Genomic DNA, 21180 nt, shown 5'->3' on the forward strand with positions numbered 1-21180 from the left:
GTGATCGCCCTCTCCCTCGCCGAGATCGCCGAAATCGTCGGCGGGCAGACCCACGACATACCGGATCCGGCCATCCAGGTCACCGGCAGCGTCGTCATCGACTCCCGGGCCGTGGAGCCCGGGGGGCTGTTCGCCGCGTTCCGGGGCGAGCACGCCGACGGGCACGACTTCGCCGCCGGCGCCGTGGACCGGGGTGCCGTGGCGGTCCTCGCCGCCCGCCCGCTGGGCCTGCCCGCCATCGTCGTGGACGACGTCCAGGGCGCCCTGGGGCGGCTCGCCCGGGCCGTGGTGGAGCGGCTGGGCACGCAGGTCGTCGCCCTCACCGGCTCGGCCGGGAAGACCAGCACCAAGGACCTCGTGGCCCAGGTCCTCGGCCGCAAGGCACCCACGGTCTTCACCCCCGGCTCCCTCAACAACGAGATCGGCCTGCCGCTCACCGCGCTGACCGCGACCGCCGAGACCGAGCACCTGGTGCTGGAGATGGGGGCGCGCGGAATCGGCCATATCCGCTATCTCACGGAGCTCACCCCTCCGCGGATCGGCCTGGTGCTCAACGTCGGCACCGCCCACATCGGCGAGTTCGGCGGCCGCGAGCAGATCGCCCGGGCGAAGGGCGAACTGGTCGAGTCCCTGCCGGAGGAGGGCGTCGCCGTCCTCAACGCCGACGACCCCCTGGTCCGCGCCATGGCGGACCGGACCCGGGCGCGGGTCCTGCTGTTCGGCGAGGCCGCCGACGCGGCGGTCCGTGCCGAGAATGTCCGGCTCACGAAGCTCGGACAGCCCTCCTTCACCCTTCACACACCCACCGGGTGCAGCACCGTGACCATGCGGCTGTACGGTGAGCACCACGTGTCGAACGCGCTCGCCGCGGCCGCCGTCGCCCATGAGCTGGGCATGCCTGTGGACGAGATCGCCCTCGCGCTCTCCGAGGCGGGCACCCTCTCCCGCTGGCGCATGGAGGTCACCGAGCGTCCGGACGGCGTCACGATCGTCAACGACGCCTACAACGCGAACCCCGAGTCCATGCGTGCCGCGCTGCGGGCGCTGGCCGCCATGGGCGAGGCCGCACGGGCCGAAGGGGGCCGTACGTGGGCGGTGCTCGGCATGATGGCCGAGCTCGGCGACGCGGCGCTGGCCGAGCACGACGCGGTCGGGCGGCTGGCCGTCCGGCTCAATGTCGGCAGGCTCGTCGCGGTCGGGGGCAGGGAAGCGTCCTGGTTGCAACTGGGCGCATACAACGAGGGTTCGTGGGGTGAGGAGTCGGTGCACGTGTCCGACGCGCAGGCGGCGGTCGACCTGTTGCGCGCAGAGTTGCGCCCGGGTGATGTCGTGCTGGTGAAGGCGTCCCGGTCGGTGGGCCTGGAACGGGTCGCCTCGGCACTGCTCGAGGGTGAGGGTGCCGTCCGATGAGGCAGATCCTCTTCGCCGGGGCCATCGGCCTCTTCCTGACCCTGATCGGCACCCCGCTGCTCATCAAGCTCCTCGCACGCAAGGGGTACGGGCAGTTCATCCGGGACGACGGCCCGCGGACGCACGGCAGCAAGAAGGGCACGCCCACCATGGGCGGCATCTCCTTCATCCTGGCCACGCTCATCGCCTACGCCCTGGCCAAGGTGATCACCGGTGAGGACCCGACCTTCTCGGGCCTGCTGGTCCTCTTCCTGATGGCGGGCATGGGCCTGGTCGGCTTCCTGGACGACTACATCAAGATCGTCAAGCAGCGCTCGCTGGGCCTCCGGGCCAAGGCGAAGATGGCCGGCCAGCTGATCGTCGGCATCGCCTTCGCGGTGCTGTCGCTGCAGTTCGCCGACAGCCGCGGCAACACCCCGGCCTCCACCAAGCTGTCGTTCATCACGGACTTCGGCTGGTCGATCGGCCCGGTGCTGTTCGTCATCTGGGCGCTGTTCATGATCCTCGCCATGTCGAACGGCGTGAACCTGACGGACGGTCTGGACGGCCTCGCCACCGGTGCCTCGGTGATGGTCTTCGGCGCCTACACCTTCATCGGCCTCTGGCAGTTCCAGGAGTCCTGCGCCAACGCCCAGACCCTGACCAACCCCAACGCCTGCTTCGAGGTGAGGGATCCGCTCGACCTCGCGGTCGTGGCCTCGGCACTGATGGGCGCCTGCTTCGGCTTCCTGTGGTGGAACACCTCGCCGGCCAAGATCTTCATGGGCGACACCGGCTCGCTGGCGCTCGGCGGCGCCCTGGCGGGTCTGGCGATCTGCTCCCGCACCGAGCTGCTGCTCGCGCTCCTCGGCGGCCTGTTCGTCCTCATCACCATGTCCGTGGTGATCCAGGTCGGCTCCTTCCGGATGACCGGCAAGCGGGTCTTCAGAATGGCGCCCCTCCAGCACCACTTCGAGCTCAAGGGGTGGTCCGAGGTCCTTGTGGTGGTCCGCTTCTGGATCATCCAGGGCATGTGCGTGATCGTGGGACTGGGCCTCTTCTACGCGGGATGGGCAGCCGACAAGTGAGCCACTGGCAGGGCAGGAAGATCACCGTCGCGGGCCTGGGCGTGAGCGGCGTCAGCGCCGCACGCGCCCTGGCCCGGCTGGGCGCCGAGGTGACCGTCGTCGACGGCGGTTCCGGCGACGCGCACCGGGCCCGCGCGGCCGAACTCGCCGACGAGGGCGTCGCCGTGCGCCTCGGCGACGCCGAGACGCTGCCCGAGGGCACCGGACTGGTGGTCACCTCGCCCGGCTGGAAGCCCTCCAGCCCGCTGTTCGCGGCCGCGGCCGCCGCCGGGGTCGACGTCGTCGGCGACGTCGAGATCGCCTGGCGCCTGCGCGGCCCGGACGCTCCGCCCTGGCTCGCCGTCACCGGCACCAACGGCAAGACCACCACGACCCGGATGCTGGCGTCGATCCTGACCGCCGCCGGGCTGCGCACCGCCGCCATCGGCAACATCGGCACCCCGATCGTCGACGTGGTGACCGGTGGCGAGCCCTACGACGTGCTCGCCGTGGAGCTCTCCAGCTACCAGCTGCACTGGGCGCCCTCGCTGCGCGCCCACTCCGCGGCCGTGCTCAACCTCGCCCCGGACCACCTGGACTGGCACGGCTCCATGGAGGCGTACGCCGCCGACAAGGGCCGCATCTACGAGGGCAACACCGTCGCCTGCGTCTACAACGCCGCCGACAAGGCCACCGAGGACCTGGTGCGCGAGGCGGACGTGGAGGAGGGCTGCCGGGCCGTGGGCTTCACGCTCGGCACCCCGGGCCCCTCCCAACTCGGCGTCGTCGAGGGCCTCCTGGTGGACCGCGCCTTCGTCGGGCAGCGCCACCGGCAGGCGCAGGAGCTGGCGGAGGTCTCCGACGTGCGGCCGCCGGCCCCGCACAACATCGCCAACGCCCTGGCGGCGGCGGCCCTCGCGCGCGCCTTCGGCGTCCCCGCGCAGGCCGTCCGCGACGGACTGCGCGCCTTCAGCCCGGACCCGCACCGCATCGACCACGTCGCCGACGTGGACGGCGTGGCCTACGTGGACGACTCCAAGGCGACCAACACCCACGCGGCCCAGGCCTCGCTCGCCGCGTACGACCCGATCGTCTGGATCGCCGGGGGCCTCGCCAAGGGCGCCACCTTCGACGAACTGGCCGCGCAGTCCGCCGGGCGCCTGCGGGGCGCCGTGCTCATCGGGGCCGACCGCGCCCTGGTCCGCGAGGCCCTGGCGCGACACGCCCCCGACGTCCCGGTGGTGGACCTCGACCGGACCGACACTGGGGCGATGGCCGCCGCGGTCGCCGAGGCCGCGCGGCTCGCCCGGCCCGGGGACACCGTCCTGCTCGCCCCGGCCTGCGCGTCGATGGACATGTTCACCAACTACACCGAGCGGGGCGAGGCGTTCGCGGAAGCGGTCCGCGCCCTCGCCGACGAGCGCGGCTGACGGCCACCGGGCCCGGCGCTCCGCCGGGCCCGACTGGAGGGACAGCGACCATGCCGCCCACACCGCACGGGGACACCGCACCCCCCGGTCCTTCCGGGGGCGACCGGGAGCCGACGGCCGGCCCCTCCCGGCGCCGCGTGCTCCGCGCCGGCGCCCCGGCGCCCCGCCCGGCCACCGCCGGGGGCCCCGCCGCCGGCCCGCTGCTGCGCTCGCGCCCGGGGACGGCGGCCCGGCCGCCGGCCTCCCGGGGTGCCGCCCGCCCCGCGGCGCCGCCCGGCCCGCGCGGGCTGTACGAGCGGGCGCGCAGGGGCTGGGACCGGCCGCTGACGTCCTACTACCTGATCTTCGGCAGCAGCCTGCTGATCACCGTGCTGGGCCTGGTGATGGTCTACTCGGCCTCGATCATCCAGGCCCTGGAGTACTCGCTCCCCGCCTCGTACTTCTTCCGGAAGCAGTTCCTCGCCGCGTTGATCGGCGGGGCGCTGCTGCTGGCCGCCTCCCGGATGCCGGTCCCCCTGCACCGGGCGCTGTCCTACCCGCTGCTGATGGGTGCGGTCTTCCTCATGGTGCTGGTGCAGGTGCCGGGGATAGGGCACTCGGTCAACGGCAACCAGAACTGGATCCACCTCGGCGGGCCCTTCCAGCTCCAGCCCAGCGAGTTCGGCAAGCTGGCACTCATCCTGTGGGGGGCGGACCTGCTCGCCCGCAAGCAGGACAAGCGGCTGCTGACGCAGTGGAAGCACCTGCTGGTCCCGCTGGTCCCGGTGGCCTTCCTGCTGCTCGGCCTGATCATGCTGGGCGGGGACATGGGCACGGCCATCATCCTCGCCGCGGTCCTGTTCGGTCTGCTGTGGCTCGCCGGGGCGCCCACCCGCCTGTTCGCCGGGGTGCTCGGCGTCGCCGTGCTCGCCGGGTTCGTCCTGATCAGGACGAACGAGAACCGGATGTCCCGGCTGCAGTGCATCGGTGCCAGCGACCTGGGACCCCGAGGCGAGTGCTGGCAGGCCGTGCACGGCATCTATGCTCTTGCCTCCGGCGGATGGTTCGGTTCCGGCCTGGGGGCGAGTGTGGAAAAATGGGGCCAACTGCCCGAACCGCACACCGACTTCATCTTCGCCGTCACCGGTGAGGAACTGGGGCTGGCGGGGACGCTGTCGGTGCTCGCGCTGTTCGCGGCTCTAGGCTATGCGGGTATCCGCGTCGCCGGACGCACGGAGGACCCTTTCGTCAGGTACGCAGCCGGAGGTGTGACCACCTGGATCACGGCCCAGGCCGTGGTCAACATCGGTGCGGTGCTCGGCCTGCTGCCGATCGCCGGTGTCCCGCTTCCGCTGTTCTCCTACGGGGGGTCGGCCCTGCTGCCGACGATGTTCGCGGTCGGGCTGCTGATCGCCTTCGCCCGGCAGGACCCCGCGGCGAAGGCGGCGCTGGCCGCCCGGAGGCCCGGGGTGAGATGGAAGTCGATGAGACGGCGCATGACGAAGCGTCCGTCCGGAGAGCGGTGAATTTCGGTGCATGTCGTACTCGCCGGTGGGGGGACCGCCGGCCACATCGAGCCCGCGCTCGCCCTCGCGGACGCCCTGCGCAGGCAGGACCCGACCGTGGGCATCACGGCCCTGGGCACGGAACGCGGACTGGAGACGCGGCTCGTCCCCGAGCGGGGCTACGAGCTGGCGCTCATCCCCGCCGTGCCGCTGCCGCGCAAGCCCACACCCGAGCTGATCACGGTGCCCGGGCGGCTGCGCGGCACCATCAAGGCGGCCGAGCAGGTCCTGGAGCGCACCAAGGCCGACTGCGTCGTCGGCTTCGGAGGCTATGTCGCCCTGCCCGGCTATCTGGCGGCCAAGCGCCTCGGCGTGCCGATCGTCGTGCACGAGGCGAACGCCCGCCCCGGCCTGGCCAACAAGATCGGCTCCCGGTACGCGGCCTCCGTCGCCGTCGCCACCCCCGACAGCAAGCTCCGCGACGCGCGCTACATCGGCATCCCGCTGCGCCACTCCATCGCGACGCTCGACCGGGCGCGGGTGCGCCCCGAGGCGCGGGCGGCGTTCGGGCTCGACCCCAACCTGCCCACCCTGCTGGTCTCCGGTGGTTCGCAGGGGGCCCGCCGGCTCAACGAGGTGGTCCAGCAGATCGCTCCGGTGCTCCAGCGCTCCGGGATCCAGGTGCTCCACGCGGTCGGCCCGAAGAACGAACTGCCGCACGTGGACAACATGCCCGGGATGCCGCCCTATGTGCCGGTACCGTACGTGGACAGGATGGATCTCGCGTACGCCGCGGCCGACATGATGCTCTGCCGCGCGGGCGCGATGACCGTCGCGGAGCTCTCCGCCGTCGGGCTGCCCGCCGCCTACGTCCCGCTGCCGATCGGCAACGGCGAACAGCGGCTCAACGCCCAGCCGGTGGTCAAGGCCGGCGGCGGACTGCTGGTGGACGACGCCGAGCTGACCCCCGAGTGGGTCCAGGGCAACGTCCTGCCCGTGCTCGCCGATCCGCATCGGCTGTACGAGATGTCCCGTGCGGCTGCCGAGTTCGGGCGGCGGGACGCCGACGACCTGCTCGTCGGGATGGTGTACGAGGCGATTGCTGCACGCCGCCGGGCGTGAGGAGGCAGGGAGCGTGGCCGGACCCACCACCGCCGAGCGCGGTGCACGACAGCCCCGGGACGGATCCGGGGGCTCCGGGGGTCCGGCCCCGGCACCCGCTCGGGAGGGCGGCGCCCGCCCCGGTCGGCGCCTGCGACGCGCACTGGTCGCCTCCGTCGCCGCCGTCGCGGTCCTGGCGGGGCTCGCCTGGGTGCTCTACGGCTCCCCCTGGCTGAGGACCCGGGAGGTCGCGGTCACCGGTACCCTGCTGCTGACGCCGGAGGAGGTCGAGCGCGTGGCGGACGTGCCGATCGGCGCCCCCCTGGCCTCCGTGGACACCGGGGGGACGCAGGCCCGTCTGCTGCGGGAGCTGCCCCGGATCCGCTCGGTGCGGGCGGTGCGCTCCTGGCCGCACGCGATCCGCCTGGAGGTCACGGAGCGCACGGCCGTCCTGCTGCTGCGCGAGGGGTCGCAGTACGTCGAAGTCGACGCCGGGGGAGTGCGGTTCGCCACCGTCCCGGTGGCGCCCCGGGGGGTCCCGCTGCTGGAGGTGGACGCCGCGCGCTCCCCGAGCCGTGCGCGGTTCGCGGAGGAGCGCCTGCTGGCGGAGGCTGTGGCGGTCCGGAGCCGGCTCCCCGAGGACGTGGTGGGCGACCTGGCCACCATCAAAGTCCGTTCGTATGACGATATTTCTCTGCGTTTGACCGGAGATCGCACGGTTCTCTGGGGCAGTTCGGAGGCGGGCGAGGCGAAGGCCCGCGCGCTCACGGCCCTGCTGAAGGCCGCACCGGATGCCGGGCGCTATGACGTGACGGTGCCCACCGCGCCCGCCTCCTCGGGGAGTTGACGGGTATCTGCCCAGGCCAGCACCCTGGTTGGGCATCGTGGGGCGTGATCACATAGGGTGAAAAGAAAAACGGGAGGTTCGGCGTGTTCGTTGTACGGGCGCCGCTCGCCGACTTAGTGTCCTGTTCGGAAGAGTCCAGGGAACAGGCACACTGATAACCCTAAACTTCACCCTTAGGGTTCGGGTCGGCAGCCGAGCTGGTCGGGCCGTCCGTCCCCATTCGACATCAGTCGTCGCACCGCAGCCCGCGAAGCGGCGACACGTAACTCGAGGCGAGAGGCCTTCGACGTGGCAGCACCGCAGAACTACCTCGCAGTCATCAAGGTCATCGGTGTCGGCGGCGGTGGTGTCAATGCCATCAACCGGATGATCGAGGTCGGTCTCAAGGGCGTCGAGTTCATCGCGATCAACACCGACGCGCAAGCGCTGTTGATGAGCGACGCCGACGTCAAGCTCGACGTCGGCCGCGAACTCACCCGCGGCCTCGGCGCCGGAGCCAACCCGGCGGTCGGCCGGAAGGCGGCAGAGGACCACCGCGAGGAGATCGAGGAGGTTCTCAAGGGAGCCGACATGGTCTTCGTCACCGCCGGTGAGGGCGGTGGAACGGGCACCGGCGGCGCTCCCGTCGTCGCCAACATCGCCCGCTCGCTCGGCGCCCTGACCATCGGCGTCGTGACGCGCCCCTTCACCTTCGAGGGCCGCCGGCGGGCGAACCAGGCGGAGGACGGCATCGCCGAGCTCCGCGAGGAGGTCGACACCCTCATCGTCATCCCCAACGACCGGCTGCTGTCCATCTCGGACCGGCAGGTGAGCGTGCTGGACGCCTTCAAGTCGGCGGACCAGGTCCTGCTCTCGGGCGTCCAGGGCATCACCGACCTCATCACCACCCCCGGCCTGATCAACCTCGACTTCGCGGACGTCAAGTCCGTGATGTCCGAGGCGGGGTCCGCCCTGATGGGCATCGGCTCCGCCCGCGGCGACGACCGCGCGGTGGCCGCGGCGGAGATGGCGATCTCCTCGCCGCTGCTGGAGGCGTCCATCGACGGCGCCCGCGGGGTGCTCCTGTCGATCTCCGGCGGCAGCGACCTGGGCCTGTTCGAGATCAACGAGGCCGCCCAGCTCGTCAGCGAGGCGGCCCACCCCGAGGCGAACATCATCTTCGGCGCCGTGATCGACGACGCGCTCGGCGACGAGGTGCGGGTCACCGTGATCGCGGCCGGCTTCGACGGGGGCCAGCCCCCGGCGCGGCGCGAGAACGTGATCGGCTCCGCCTCCGCCAAGCGCGAGGAGGCGGCCCCGGCCCCGGCGCGCAGCGAGACGGCCCGCCCGGCGGGCGGCCTCGGCACCGTGCCCGTCCGCGAGGAGCCGCCGGCCCCGGCCGAGCCCGCTCCCGTCGCCGGCGACACCGCCCCGGCCCCGGCCCCGCCGCAGGTCCCCTCCGCCCGTCCGTACGACACCCAGGCCGAGGAACTGGACGTCCCGGACTTCCTGAAGTGACCGTGCAACACGACGTCATAGACGAGAGCGGCGCGCACTTCGCCTTCACCGACCGGTGGGGCGGGGTGAGCGCCGCTCCGTACGAGCGGCTCAACCTCGGCGGCGCCGTCGGCGACGACCCCGCGGCCGTACGGGAGAACCGGTCCATCGCCGCCGGGGCCCTGGGCCTGGACGCGGACCGGGTCGTCTGGATGAACCAGGTCCACGGCAGGGACGTCGCCGTCGTCGACGGGCCCTGGGCGCAGGGGCCGGTCCCCGCCGTCGACGCGCTGGTCACCGCCCGGCGCGGACTGGCGCTCGCGGTGCTCACCGCCGACTGCACCCCCGTGCTGCTGGTCGACCCCGGGGCCGGGGTGGTCGGCGCGGCCCATGCCGGGCGGCCCGGCACGGTCGCCGGGATCGTGCCGGCGACCGTGGCGGCGATGCGCTCGCTCGGAGCCGAACCGGAACGCATCATCGCCCGAACCGGACCGGCCGTATGCGGTCGCTGCTACGAGGTTCCCGAGCAGATGCGGTCCGATGTGGCCGAAGCGGAACCGGCTGCCTGGTCCGAGACCAGCTGGGGGACACCGGCCGTGGACGTCACCGCCGCGGTCCACGCACAACTGGCCGCGCTCGGTGTCACGGACCGGGCCGCCTCGCCGGTCTGCACCCTGGAGTCGGGGGACCACTACTCGTACCGGCGCGACCGCACGACCGGGCGGCTCGCCGGATACGTCTGGCTCGACGAGGACCGGGGGGAGCGATGACGGACGACCGCAGGGCCGAGCTCGCGGCCAACCTGGCGGGCGTCCAGGAGCGGATCGCCGCCGCCTGCGCCGCGGCCGGCCGTCCGCGGGAGGAGGTGACCCTGATCGTGGTCACCAAGACCTACCCGGCCTCCGACGTGCGCATCCTCCACGGGCTCGGCGTCCGCCACGTGGCGGAGAACCGCGACCAGGACGCGGCGCCCAAGGCCGCCGCCTGCGCGGACCTGGACATCCACTGGCATTTCGTCGGCCAGTTGCAGACCAACAAGGTCCGTTCCGTTGCGGGTTATGCCGATACGGTGCAGTCCGTCGACCGGCTCCGGCTGGTGACCGCCCTGTCCAAGGCCGCCGTGCGCGCCGGGCGGGAGATCACCTGCCTGGTGCAGGTCGCGCTGGACGCCGAGTCGGGCCAGGGGGAGCGGGGCGGTGTCGCGCCCGACGGCGTGGCGGAGTTGGCCGACGCGGTGGCCGGCTCCCCGGGGCTCCGACTCGGCGGGCTGATGACCGTCGCGCCGCTGCGGGGTCCCTACGCGGGACGGCAACAGGCCGCGTTCGAGCGTCTGATGGAATCGTCGTCCCGCCTGCGCGCCGACCATCCGGCTGCGAACATGGTGTCGGCGGGGATGAGTGCGGACCTCGAACAGGCCGTGGCGGCGGGTGCGACACATGTACGCGTCGGCACCGCGGTACTCGGAGTCCGCCCGAGGCTCGGGTAACGTCGCGAAGCAAGTCGGACCACAGTAGAAAATATGGTCATTACCGCTGAGAGGCGGGCAGACCCCGTGGATTCGGGCACTTGGTGACGAATGCCGATCCACCACAGAGCGGAGGACTCAGAGAATGGCCGGCGCTATGCGCAAGATGGCGGTCTACCTCGGCCTCGTGGAGGACGATGGGTACGACGGCCGGGGCTTCGACCCCGATGACGACTTCGAACCCGAGCCCGAGCCGGAGCGCGAGCACCGGCGGCACGCGCCCCCGCAGCAGGTCGAGCGGGAGGAGCCCGTCCGGGCCGCCGCCCCGCCGCCGCCCCGTGAGCCGGTCTCCCTCCCTGTCGAGAACCCCCGCCCCGCGCGCATCGCCCCCGTGGCATCCATCACACCCGACCGCCCGAGCCTGGAGAAGAACGCACCGGTGATCATGCCCAAGGTCGTGTCCGAGCGGGAGCCCTACCGCATCACCACGTTGCACCCGCGGACCTACAACGAGGCCCGTACCATCGGGGAACACTTCCGCGAGGGCACGCCTGTGATCATGAACCTCACGGAGATGGACGACACCGATGCGAAGCGACTTGTCGACTTTGCCGCGGGGCTCGTCTTCGGTCTGCATGGCAGCATTGAACGCGTGACGCAGAAGGTGTTCCTGTTGTCGCCTGCTAACGTCGATGTCACGGCTGAGGACAAGGCCCGCATCGCTGAGGGCGGATTCTTCAACCAGAGCTGAGGAAAGACACCGGGAACGACCCGGCCGGAGGCGGCCGGCAACGAGAGACCAGGGGAGAGGGAAGCGCGGGATGGGCGTCGCACTACAAGTGATCTACATCGCGCTGATGTGCTTCCTGGTCGTGCTGATCTTCCGGCTGGTCATGGACTACGTCTTCCAGTTCGCGCGTTCATGGCAGCCCGGCAAGGCGATGGTGGTCGTTCTGGAGGCCACCTACACTGTCACCGATCCACCGCTCAAGCTCCTTCGGCGGTTCATCCCGCCGTTGCGTCTCGGGGGCGTGGCACTCGACCTGTCCTTCTTCGTTCTGATGATCATCGTCTACATCCTGATCTCCGTCGTACGCGGCGTGGGGAGCTAGATGTGAGCGATACGGTCCTGCCGACTGCCGACGACTACGTAGAGGTGAAGAAGAGATGCCGCTGACCCCCGAGGACGTGCGGAACAAGCAGTTCACGACCGTCCGCCTTCGAGAAGGCTATGACGAGGACGAGGTCGATGCCTTCCTCGACGAGGTCGAAGGCGAACTGACCCGCCTGCTCCGCGAGAACGAGGACCTGCGCGCCAAGCTGGCGGCGGCGACCCGTGCGGCTGCCCAGAACCAGCAACAGCAGGGCATGCGCAAACCTCCGGAGCCCCAGGACGGGCGCGGCGGTCCCGGGGCTCCCGTCCCCGCCGCCATATCCGGACCGCCGCAGCAGCAGCAGCCTCCGCAGATGGGCCCGCCCCAGCTGCCGGGCGGCGCGCCCCAGCTGCCTGCCGGCCCCAGCCACGGCGGCCCCAGCCACGGCGGCCCCCAGGGCCCCGGCGGCGGCCCCATGGGCCCCGGTCCGATGCAGGGCGGCCCCATGGGCGGTCCGATGGGCGGCCCCATGGGCGGTCACGGCGGCCCGCAGGGTCCCGGCCCGATGGGCGGCGGCCAGGGTCCCGGCGGCGACAGTGCCGCGCGGGTGCTCTCGCTGGCCCAGCAGACCGCCGACCAGGCGATCGCCGAGGCCCGCTCCGAGGCCAACAAGATCGTCGGCGAGGCCCGTTCGCGTGCCGAGGGCCTGGAGCGCGACGCCCGTGCCAAGGCCGACGCCCTGGAGCGGGACGCCCAGGAGAAGCACCGGGTGGCCATGGGCTCCCTGGAGTCCGCCCGCGCCACCCTGGAGCGCAAGGTCGAGGACCTTCGGGGCTTCGAGCGCGAGTACCGCACCCGCCTCAAGTCGTACCTGGAGTCGCAGCTGCGCCAGCTGGAGACCCAGTCCGACGACTCCCTCGCCCCGCCGCGGTCCCCCGCCGCCGCCTCGCTGCCGCCGTCCCCGGCGCCGTCGATGGCACCGGCCGGTGCGAGCGCCCCGTCGTACGGCGGCAACCAGCAGATGGGCGGCCACGGCGGCCCGTCGTCCTCCGGTCCGTCCTACGGCGGTCAGCAGCAGATGTCCCCGGCGATGACCCAGCCGATGGCACCGGTGCGGCCGCAGGCGCCGCAGCCGATGCAGCAGGCTCCCTCGCCGATGCGCGGTTTCCTGATCGACGAGGACGACAACTGACCGGCCCTGGCGCGCAGCGCGCGTAGAGCCGTCGGCAGACAGCGGGACCGGGCCCGGGGTGCACCAGCACCCCGGGCCCGGTCCTTGTCACGTCACCGCGGCCGTGTCCGCCGCACACCCGGTCCGCCGCACCCCGGCGCGGCGGACACGGCCGCGGAGCACCCGGCGAGGGGCGGACCGTCCCGCGCCGGGCGCCGGGCCGGGTGCCGAAACGTGCCGAGGGCCCGGACGCGGAGGCGTCCGGGCCCTCGGGGAGCGGGTCAGGCCCTGCGGAGGCGGAAGACCAGGCCGAGGCCCTCGTCCCGGAACGGCGAGCCGAAGCCCTCGTCTCCGTCGCCGGTCGCGAAGTCGGTGGCCAGCACCTCGTCCGCGATCAGTTCCGCGTGCTCCGCCAGTGCGGAGGCGACCTCGGCATCCGTCGAGGTCCACCGCAGCGCGATCCGGTCCGCCACGTCCAGACCGCTGTTCTTGCGGGCCTCCTGGATCAGGCGGATGGCGTCGCGCGCCAGGCCGGCACGGCGCAGCCCGGGCGTGATCTCCAGGTCGAGAGCGACCGTCGCGCCCGCGTCGGAGGCCACGGACCAGCCCTCGCGGGGCGTCTCCGTGATGATGACCTCCTCGGGGGAGAGCGCGATCGTCTCGCCGCCCACCTCCAGGCTCGCCTCCCCGGAGCGCAGTGCGAGCGCGAGCGCCGCGGCGTCCGCCGCCGCCACGGCCTTGGCGACCTCCTGCACACCCTTGCCGAAGCGCTTGCCCAGCGCCCGGAAGTTGGCCTTCGCGGTGGTGTCCGCCAGCGAGCCCCCGACCTCGGAGAGCGCGGCCAGCGAGGTGACGTTCAGCTCCTCGGTGATCTGCGCGCGCAGCTCCGGCGGGAGCGTCTCGAAGCCGGCCGCCGCCACCAGCGCCCGGGACAGGGGCTGGCGGGTCTTGACGCCCGACTCCGCCCGGGTGGCGCGCCCCAGTTCCACGAGCCGCCGCACCAGGGCCATCTGCCGGGAGAGGTCCGGGTCGACGGCACCGGGGTCCGCGGTCGGCCAGGCCGACAGGTGCACCGACTCCGGGGCGTCGGGTGCGACCGGGACGACCAGGTCCTGCCAGACGCGTTCGGTGATGAACGGGGTCACCGGGGCCATGAGCCGGGTCACGGTCTCCACCACGTCGTGCAGGGTGCGCAGGGCGGCCCGGTCGCCCTGCCAGAAGCGGCGGCGGGAGCGGCGCACGTACCAGTTCGACAGGTCGTCGACGAAGGCGGAGAGCAGCTTGCCCGCCCGCTGCGTGTCGTAGGACTCCATGGCCCGGGTGACCTGGTCCACCAGCGTGTGCAGTTCGCTCAGCAGCCAGCGGTCCAGGACGGTGCGCTCAGCCGGGGCGGGGTCGGCCTCCGACGGCGCCCAGCCCGCGGTGCGGGCGTACAGGGCCTGGAAGGCGACCGTGTTCCAGTAGGTGAGCAGCGTCTTGCGCACCACCTCCTGGATGGTGCTGTGGCCGACCCGGCGCGCCGCCCAGGGCGAGCCGCCGGCCGCCATGAACCAGCGGACCGCGTCGGCGCCGTGCTGGTCCATGAGCGGGATGGGCTGGAGGATGTTGCCCAGGTGCTTGGACATCTTCCGGCCGTCCTCGGCCAGGATGTGGCCCAGGCAGACGACGTTCTCGTACGGCGACTTGTCGAAGACCAGGGTGCCGATGGCCATGAGGGTGTAGAACCAGCCGCGGGTCTGGTCGATGGCCTCCGAGATGAACTGCGCCGGGAAGCGCTTCTCGAACAGCTCCTTGTTCCTGTAGGGGTAGCCCCACTGCGCGAAGGGCATGGACCCGGCGTCGTACCAGCAGTCGATGACCTCGGGGACGCGGGTGGCCGTCCTCGCACACTGCGGGCAGTCGAAGGTGACCTCGTCGATGAACGGGCGGTGCGGGTCGAAGTCCGACAGGTCGCGGCCGGCCAGCCCGCCCAGCTCCGCGCGGGAGCCGACCACGGTCACGTGGTCGTCCTCGCAGCGCCAGACCGGTAGCGGCGTGCCCCAGTAGCGGTTGCGCGACAGCGCCCAGTCGATGTTGTTGTTCAGCCAGTCGCCGAAGCGGCCCTCCTTGACGGACTCCGGGAACCAGTTGGTCGCCCGGTTCTCCTCCAGGAGACGGTCCTTGACCGCGGTGGTGCGGATGTACCAGGACGGCTGCGCGTAGTACAGCAGCGCCGTGTGGCACCGCCAGCAGTGCGGGTAGCTGTGCTCGTAGGCGATGTGCCGGAACAGCAGGCCGCGGGCGTCCAGGTCCTCGGTGAGCGCCTCGTCGGCCTTCTTGAAGAACTGGCCGCCCACCAGGCCGACCGATTCCTCGAAGGTGCCGTCCGCGCGGACGGGGTTCACCACGGGGAGCCCGTAGGACCGGCACACCTTGAGGTCGTCCTCACCGAAGGCGGGCGCCTGGTGCACCAGGCCGGTGCCGTCCTCGGTGGTCACGTAGTCCGCGTTGACCACGAAGTGCGCCTTCTCGGGGAAGTCCACGAGCTCGAAGGGGCGCCGGTACTCCCAGCGCTCCATCTCCGCGCCCGTGAAGCTCTGCCCGGTGGCCTCCCAGCCCTCGCCGAGCGCCTTCTCCAGCAGCGGTTCGGCGACGAGCAGCCGCTCCCTGCCGTCGGTCGCCACCACGTAGGTCACGTCGGGGTGCGCGGCGACGGCGGTGTTGGACACCAGCGTCCACGGGGTGGTCGTCCACACGACGAGCGAGACCTCGCCGGCCAGCGGACCGGAGACCAGGGGGAAGCGCACGTAGACCGAGGGGTCGACCACGGTCTCGTAGCCCTGCGCCAGCTCGTGGTCGGACAGCCCGGTGCCGCAGCGCGGGCACCAGGGGGCGACCCGGTGGTCCTGGACCAGCAGGCCCTTGTCGAAGATCTGCTTCAGCGACCACCACACCGAGTCGATGTACTCGGGGTTCAGGGTCCAGTACGCCTCGTCGAGGTCGACCCAGTAGCCCATCCGCGTGGTGAGCTCGGCGAAGGCGTCGGTGTGCCGGGAGACGGAGGCCCGGCACTTCTCGTTGAACTCGGCGATCCCGTAGGCCTCGATGTCCTTCTTGCCGGAGAAGCCGAGCTCCTTCTCGACGGCCAGTTCCACGGGCAGGCCGTGGCAGTCCCAGCCCGCCTTGCGGGCCACGTGGTAGCCGCGCATGGTGCGGAAGCGGGGGAAGACGTCCTTGAAGACCCGGGCCTCGATGTGGTGGGCGCCGGGCATGCCGTTCGCGGTGGGCGGGCCCTCGTAGAAGACCCACTCGGGGCGTCCCTCGGACTGCTCCAGGCTCTTCGCGAAGATCTTGGCCTCGCGCCAGAAGCCGAGCACGGCGTGCTCCAGCGCGGGCAGGTCTACCTGGGCGGGTACCTGGCGGTACTGCGGCGGCGTCATCGGTCTCCTCCGGCGGACTGTGCCTCTTCCGTCCGGAGGGACGAGAGCCGCATCCACTGCGCTCCCGCGGTACCACCCTCCTTGGCCCCGGACACCGCGGTCCCGGGCCCCCTCATTGGGGCAGCGACGCCGGTTCTACTCGCCTGCGGGCTTTCCTCCGGCGGCTCCGGGGTGATGCTTCACGTCGCGCTCGCCCCCGGGCTCGCACCGTCCCCGGGTCGCTCATGGCTGCGTACGACGCTACTCGTCCCCATCCACGCCTTTCGCTGGGCCCAGTGTACGGGCCGCGGGGAGCGCGGGCCGCCCGGTTTTCCGCGGGGTGCCGCGGGCGCGGCGTTGGCCCGAATGCCGCACGCCGGTCTCCCGAGGGGGGCAGCCGCCCGCGGGGCGGATTACCGGGCGGGGAGCTGGGCACAACGCTGGAGGACGCGGAGCCCCGCCACCCGTACCCGGCCGATCCGGCGGCGTGCCCCGTTGCCGCCGGGCCGGTGTCGATTTATCGTCCCAGCACGATTCGCGAGCAAGATCACAAAATGTGAAGGGGTCGCGGCCATGGTGGCGAAGAAGACCGCCGAGGACTCGGCGCCGACCCGTCCCGCCGCGGCGCCCGCGGGGTCTGCCGGTGCCCCGGAGGCGGCCGCCGGGAAGGGCGCGGCGGGGAAGCCGGCCGCGAAGAAGACGGCGGCCAGGAAGTCCGCGGCGAAGAAGGCGGCGAAGAAGACCGCGAAGAGGGCGGCCGCCGGCGAGGCCGCCCCGGCGCGGAAGGCGGCGGCGAAGAAGTCCGCGGCGAGGAAGACCGCCGCATCCGGCCGGGCCGCGGGCCCGGCCGGTGCGGAAGCGGCCGCCGAGGCGGCCGCGACGGAGGCCGCACCCGCGGCCCAGGGGGCGGCCGAGGCCGCCGAGCAGACAGGAGCCAGGACGGTGGCAACGAAGAAGACCGCAGCGGGAAGCGCGGTGGGCCTGCCCCCCGCCCGTACGGCGGCCGCCGCGCCGCCCGACGAGCTTGCGGTGCGGCCCGGCGAGGACCCCTGGACCCCCGAGGAGGTCACCGGGGCGCGCACGGAGCTGGAGGGTGAGGCCGCCCGGCTCACCGCGGAGATCACCTCGTCCGAGAACGCGCTGGTCGGGCTCATGCGGGACTCCGGCGACGGTGCCGGCGACGACGAGGCCGACACCGGCACCAAGAACATCACCCGCGAGCACGAGCTGGCCCTCGCGGCGAACGCCCGGGAGATGCTGGAACAGACCGAGCGCGCCCTGGAGCGTCTCGACGCGGGGACCTACGGGCTCTGCGAGAGCTGCGGGAAGCCCATCGGCAAGGCCCGCATGCAGGCCTTCCCCCGCGCGACCCTGTGCGTCGAGTGCAAGCAGAAGCAGGAACGGCGCGGCTGAGGCCGGGAACACGTGTCGTACCCTCGACCCAGGGCGTGTCGCCCTGGTCGGCACCTAGGTTGAGGGACACACGTGGCAGAGGCGGAGCGCACCATCGGTACGCCGGACGTTGACGACGACGCGACGGCACCGGCCGAGCAGCCCCGGGGCAGGCGCAGGATCGTCGCGCTGTTCGCCGTGGCCGTCGCGGCCTACGTGCTCGATCTCGTGAGCAAGATCATCGTCGTGGAGAAGCTGGAGCACCGCGAGCCGATCCAGGTCGTCGGCGACCTGCTCACCTTCCAGGCGGTGCGCAACCCCGGTGCCGCCTTCGGCATGGGCGAGGCGTTCACCTTCGTGTTCACCTTCATCGCCGCGGCCGTCATCGTGGTGATCATCCGCCTGGCGCGCAAGCTCTACAGCCTGCCCTGGGCCATCGCGCTCGGTCTGCTCCTCGGCGGGGCGCTGGGCAACCTCACCGACCGGATCTTCCGGTCCCCGGGCGTCTTCGAGGGGGCGGTCGTCGACTTCATCGCGCCCGCGCACTTCGCCGTGTTCAACCTGGCCGACTCCGCCATCGTGTGCGGCGGCGTGCTGATCGTGCTGCTGTCCTTCCGGGGCCTGGACCCCGACGGGACGGTCCACAAGGACTGACAAGGCATACTCGACGGGTGAGTACGCTTCCCGAGATCCGCACCCTGCCCGTACCCGACGGCCTGGAGGGCGAGCGCGTCGACGCCGCCATCTCCCGCATGTTCGGCTTCTCCCGCACCAAGGCGGCCGAGCTCGCCGCCGCGGGCAAGGTGCTGGTCGACGGCGCGGTGGTCGGCAAGTCGGAGCGGGTCCGCGGCGGGGCCTGGCTGGAGGTCGAGATGCCCCAGGCCCCGGCCCCGGTGCAGATCGTCGCCGAGCCGGTCGAGGGCATGGAGATCGTCCACGACGACGAGGACATCGTCGTCATCGTCAAGCCGGTGGGCGTGGCCGCGCACCCGAGCCCCGGCTGGACGGGCACCACCGTGATCGGGGGTCTCGCCGCCGCCGGGTACCGCATCTCCACCTCCGGCGCCGCCGAGCGCCAGGGGATCGTGCACCGCCTCGACGTCGGCACCTCCGGGCTGATGGTGGTGGCCAAGTCGGAGCGCGCCTACACCCTGCTCAAGCAGCAGTTCCGGGACCGCACCGTCGACAAGCGCTACCACGCCCTGGTGCAGGGGCACCCCGACCCGATGAGCGGCACCATCGACGCCCCGATCGGCCGCCACCCCACCCTCGACTACAAGTGGGCGGTCACCGCCGAGGGCAAGCCCTCGGTCACCCACTACGACCTCATCGAGGCCTTCCGCGGCTCCTCCCTGCTGGACATCAAGCTGGAGACGGGCCGCACCCACCAGATCCGGGTGCACATGGCGGCCCACCGGCACCCCTGCGTGGGGGACCTCACCTACGGCGCGGACCCGCGGCTGGCGGCGCGGCTGGGGCTCACCCGCCAGTGGCTCCACGCCGTGCGCCTCGGCTTCGAGCACCCCTCCGACGGGCGCTGGGTCGAGTACGAGAGCGCCTACCCCGACGACCTCCGCAAGGCCCTGGACGTCATCGCGGCGGAGAGCGCATGAGCGCCTGGACCGTGCGGCCCGCCGCCGGGCCCGCCGACCGGGCCGCCTGCTTCGCGGTCCGCAGGGAGGTCTTCGTCACCGAGCAGCGGGTCCCGGAGGAGATCGAGTACGACGCGCACGACGCCGAGGACGCCGCCACCGTCCACGTCCTCGCGGTCCGTGAGGACGGCACCCCGCTGGGTACCGGGCGGCTGCTCCACGGCCCCGCCGCCGCCTCCCGGACCGGCGGCGACCCGGGCGTCGGTGCGCTCGGCCGGCTCGCCGTGACCCGGTCCGCCCGCGGACTGGGTGTGGGCGCCGCCCTGGTGCGCGCCGTCGAGGACGAGGCCCGTGCGCTGGGCCTCGCCGCGGTCGACCTGCACGCCCAGACCCACGCCCTGGGGTTCTACGAGCGCCTGGGCTACCGGGCCTACGGCGCGGAGTTCCCGGACGCGGGCATTCCCCACCGCTCGATGCGGCGCGTCCTTCGGACCTGAGGCGCCCGGCGGCCCGTGCGCCGCGCCCGGACACCGGCGCGGCGGCCACCCGGTCGGCACGGCGCTGCCGCGAGGGCCGGCGCCCGGCGCCCGTGGCAGGGTGTTGACCTCGATCCACGAGGTTCGCACTTCCGAAAGGCCACGCCGTGGACCAACTGGCGCTGCTGTTCACGCTGTTGCTCGGCGCCGTGGTCACGGTCCCGCTCGGCCGCCGGGCCGGGCTGCCCCCGCCCGTGCTGATGACCCTGCTCGGCGCCGTCCTCGCGGTCCTGCCCTTCGTGCCCGACGTCGACGTCCCGCCGGACCTCATCCTCCCGCTGGTGCTGCCCCCGCTGCTCTACGCGGCGGTGCAGCGCACCTCGTGGCGGCAGTTCGCCGCCAACGCCCGCCCGATCCTGCTGCTCGCCGTGGCGCTGGTCCTCGTCACCACCGCGGCCGTGGCGGCCGTCGCCCACGCCGTCGTCCCCGGCCTGCCGCTCGCGGCCGCGGTCGTCCTCGGAGCGCTGATCGCCCCGCCCGACCCGGTGGCCGCCACCGCGGTCGCGAACTCCCTCGGGCTGCCGCGCAGACTGGTGTCGATCATGGAGGGCGAGGGACTGTTCAACGACGTCACGGCGATCGTGCTCTACCACGTGGCCGTCGCGGCGGTGGTCAGCGGAACGTTCTCCTGGAGCCGGGCGGCCGGGGAACTGGTCCTGTCGGCGGTGGTCGCCCTGCTGGTCGGCGGGGCGCTCGGGTGGGCCGGCGAGAAGCTGACGGGGCTGCTGGACGACCCCACCCTCCAGACCGGGCTGACGCTCCTGGTGCCCTTCACCGCCTACGCCCTCGCCGAGGAACTGCTCGGCTCCGGGGTGCTCGCCGTCCTCACCGCCGCGCTCTACCTGGCCCACCGCACCGCCGACGCCGACGACGTGACGGGGCGCCTCGCCGCCAACGCCTTCTGGGGGGTGGTGGACACCCTGGTCACGGGGGTGGCCTTCGGCCTGATCGGGCTCGAACTGCACAACGTCTTCCGCACCGCCGAGGGCCGCCCGGGCGAACTCCTCGCCTGGAGCGCCGCGGTCGTGGCGGTCGTCGTCGGCGTGCGGCTGCTCTGGCTGCTCCCGGCCTCCTGGCTCGCGAGCCGCCTGCACCGGCGGCGGGACGTGGACGAGGACGTGCCCTCCGGCTGGCGGGAGACGATCGTCGTCTGGTGGGCGGGGATGCGGGGCGTGGCCTCGGTGGCGCTCGCCCTGGCCATCCCGAGGGAGACCGACGCCGGGGCGCCGTTCCCGATGCGGGACACCGTGATCTTCCTCGCGTTCGCGGTGATCATGACCACGCTGGTCGTCCAGGGGCTGACCCTGCCCCGGCTGGTGCGCCGCCTCGGGGTCCGCGCCGACGCCGACGCCGAGCGGGAGCTGGAGCAGGCCCTCGCGCTGAGGGCCGCCAGGGCGGCCCGCCGCAGGCTGCGGGAGCTGGAGGCGGCCGAGGAGCTGCCGGAGGAGGTCAGCGAGCGGCTGCTGCGCAGCGCCTACGACCTCGGGGCGCGGATCAGCCCCGACGTGGCCGAGGAGGAGCGGCGCGAGTGGTTCGCCGTACGCGAGCGGCGCCGTGGGACGCTGACCCGCATCCGCCGGGAGATGCTCTCCGCCGCGCGCCACGAGGTGCTCTCCGCACGCAACGAGCCGGGAGCGGACCCGGAGATCGTGGACCGGGTGCTGCACCGGCTGGACGTCCGCAGCCTGCACTGACCCGTGACCGGGCCCCGCCCGCCCTCGCGGGAGTCCGTCGCCGG

18 protein-coding genes are annotated in these 21180 nt (G+C 72.8%); 17 read left to right on the plus strand and 1 reads right to left on the minus strand.

Features of this window, described 5'->3' with window-relative positions:
* The 12 genes from murF (at nucleotide 1) to NPS70_RS23175 (ending at nucleotide 12545) form a co-directional block, all read left to right on the plus strand.
* On the plus strand, nucleotides 1–1410 hold the full coding sequence (gene murF, locus NPS70_RS23120) for a UDP-N-acetylmuramoyl-tripeptide--D-alanyl-D-alanine ligase (RefSeq protein ID WP_256526301.1): 1410 nt from the start codon (nucleotides 1–3) through the stop codon (nucleotides 1408–1410).
* Nucleotides 1407–2477 (plus strand): phospho-N-acetylmuramoyl-pentapeptide-transferase, encoded by a 1071-nt coding sequence (mraY, locus tag NPS70_RS23125; RefSeq protein ID WP_256526302.1) that lies wholly within the window; start codon nucleotides 1407–1409, stop codon nucleotides 2475–2477. Before murF ends, mraY begins: the two co-directional genes overlap by 4 nt.
* Nucleotides 2459–3886 carry a UDP-N-acetylmuramoyl-L-alanine--D-glutamate ligase gene (murD, locus tag NPS70_RS23130; RefSeq protein ID WP_256526303.1) on the plus strand — a complete coding sequence of 476 codons (1428 nt, stop codon included), beginning with the start codon at nucleotides 2459–2461 and terminating at the stop codon, nucleotides 3884–3886. Before mraY ends, murD begins: the two co-directional genes overlap by 19 nt.
* Nucleotides 3887–3936: 50 nt before the next feature.
* Nucleotides 3937–5391, plus strand: a complete 1455-nt coding sequence (gene ftsW, locus NPS70_RS23135) for a putative lipid II flippase FtsW (protein ID WP_256526304.1) — start codon at nucleotides 3937–3939, stop codon at nucleotides 5389–5391.
* A 6-nt stretch (nucleotides 5392–5397) separates the two neighbouring features.
* Nucleotides 5398–6492 carry an undecaprenyldiphospho-muramoylpentapeptide beta-N-acetylglucosaminyltransferase gene (gene murG / locus NPS70_RS23140; RefSeq protein WP_256526305.1) on the plus strand — a complete coding sequence of 365 codons (1095 nt, stop codon included), beginning with the start codon at nucleotides 5398–5400 and terminating at the stop codon, nucleotides 6490–6492.
* A gap of 13 nt (nucleotides 6493–6505) precedes the next feature.
* Nucleotides 6506–7318, plus strand: coding sequence for an FtsQ-type POTRA domain-containing protein (locus NPS70_RS23145; RefSeq protein ID WP_256526306.1), 813 nt, complete (start codon nucleotides 6506–6508; stop codon nucleotides 7316–7318).
* 288 nt (nucleotides 7319–7606) lie between these two features.
* Complete coding sequence (ftsZ, locus tag NPS70_RS23150) at nucleotides 7607–8815, plus strand: cell division protein FtsZ (protein WP_256526307.1); 1209 nt, start codon at nucleotides 7607–7609, stop codon at nucleotides 8813–8815.
* The gene (gene pgeF, locus NPS70_RS23155; RefSeq protein ID WP_256526308.1) at nucleotides 8812–9564 is read left to right on the plus strand and encodes a peptidoglycan editing factor PgeF; all 753 of its coding nucleotides are present in this window, start codon (nucleotides 8812–8814) and stop codon (nucleotides 9562–9564) included. Before ftsZ ends, pgeF begins: the two co-directional genes overlap by 4 nt.
* Nucleotides 9561–10280, plus strand: coding sequence for a YggS family pyridoxal phosphate-dependent enzyme (locus NPS70_RS23160; protein ID WP_256526309.1), 720 nt, complete (start codon nucleotides 9561–9563; stop codon nucleotides 10278–10280). Before pgeF ends, NPS70_RS23160 begins: the two co-directional genes overlap by 4 nt.
* Nucleotides 10281–10404: 124 nt before the next feature.
* On the plus strand, nucleotides 10405–11010 hold the full coding sequence (locus tag NPS70_RS23165; RefSeq protein ID WP_256526310.1) for a cell division protein SepF: 606 nt from the start codon (nucleotides 10405–10407) through the stop codon (nucleotides 11008–11010).
* Between the two features lie 70 nt (nucleotides 11011–11080).
* Nucleotides 11081–11371 carry a YggT family protein gene (locus tag NPS70_RS23170; RefSeq protein ID WP_256526311.1) on the plus strand — a complete coding sequence of 97 codons (291 nt, stop codon included), beginning with the start codon at nucleotides 11081–11083 and terminating at the stop codon, nucleotides 11369–11371.
* Nucleotides 11372–11426: 55 nt separating this feature from the next.
* Nucleotides 11427–12545, plus strand: a complete 1119-nt coding sequence (locus NPS70_RS23175) for a DivIVA domain-containing protein (protein WP_256526312.1) — start codon at nucleotides 11427–11429, stop codon at nucleotides 12543–12545.
* A gap of 260 nt (nucleotides 12546–12805) precedes the next feature.
* Here the strand turns inward: NPS70_RS23175 and ileS are convergent, their stop codons facing one another.
* On the minus strand, nucleotides 12806–15943 hold the full coding sequence (ileS, locus tag NPS70_RS23180) for an isoleucine--tRNA ligase (protein ID WP_256526313.1): 3138 nt from the start codon (nucleotides 15941–15943) through the stop codon (nucleotides 12806–12808).
* 552 nt (nucleotides 15944–16495) lie between these two features.
* Between ileS and NPS70_RS23185 the strand changes: the two genes are divergently transcribed.
* From NPS70_RS23185 to NPS70_RS23205, 5 genes are all read left to right on the plus strand, one after another.
* Nucleotides 16496–17335, plus strand: a complete 840-nt coding sequence (locus NPS70_RS23185) for a TraR/DksA family transcriptional regulator (RefSeq protein WP_256526314.1) — start codon at nucleotides 16496–16498, stop codon at nucleotides 17333–17335.
* 72 nt (nucleotides 17336–17407) lie between these two features.
* The gene (gene lspA / locus NPS70_RS23190; RefSeq protein WP_256526315.1) at nucleotides 17408–17968 is read left to right on the plus strand and encodes a signal peptidase II; all 561 of its coding nucleotides are present in this window, start codon (nucleotides 17408–17410) and stop codon (nucleotides 17966–17968) included.
* Between the two features lie 17 nt (nucleotides 17969–17985).
* Nucleotides 17986–18927, plus strand: coding sequence for an RluA family pseudouridine synthase (locus tag NPS70_RS23195; protein ID WP_256526316.1), 942 nt, complete (start codon nucleotides 17986–17988; stop codon nucleotides 18925–18927).
* A complete protein-coding gene (locus NPS70_RS23200; RefSeq protein ID WP_256526317.1) occupies nucleotides 18924–19403 on the plus strand; it encodes a GNAT family N-acetyltransferase in 480 nt (159 codons plus the stop codon). Before NPS70_RS23195 ends, NPS70_RS23200 begins: the two co-directional genes overlap by 4 nt.
* Nucleotides 19404–19549: 146 nt before the next feature.
* Nucleotides 19550–21136: a Na+/H+ antiporter gene (locus tag NPS70_RS23205; protein ID WP_256526318.1), complete on the plus strand. Its 1587-nt coding sequence runs from the start codon at nucleotides 19550–19552 to the stop codon at nucleotides 21134–21136.
* The last annotated feature ends 44 nt before the right edge of the window (nucleotides 21137–21180 follow it).

The organism is Streptomyces sp. C10-9-1 (assembly GCF_024497955.1).
In the GTDB taxonomy this organism is placed as follows: Bacteria; Actinomycetota; Actinomycetes; order Streptomycetales; family Streptomycetaceae; genus Streptomyces; species Streptomyces sanyensis.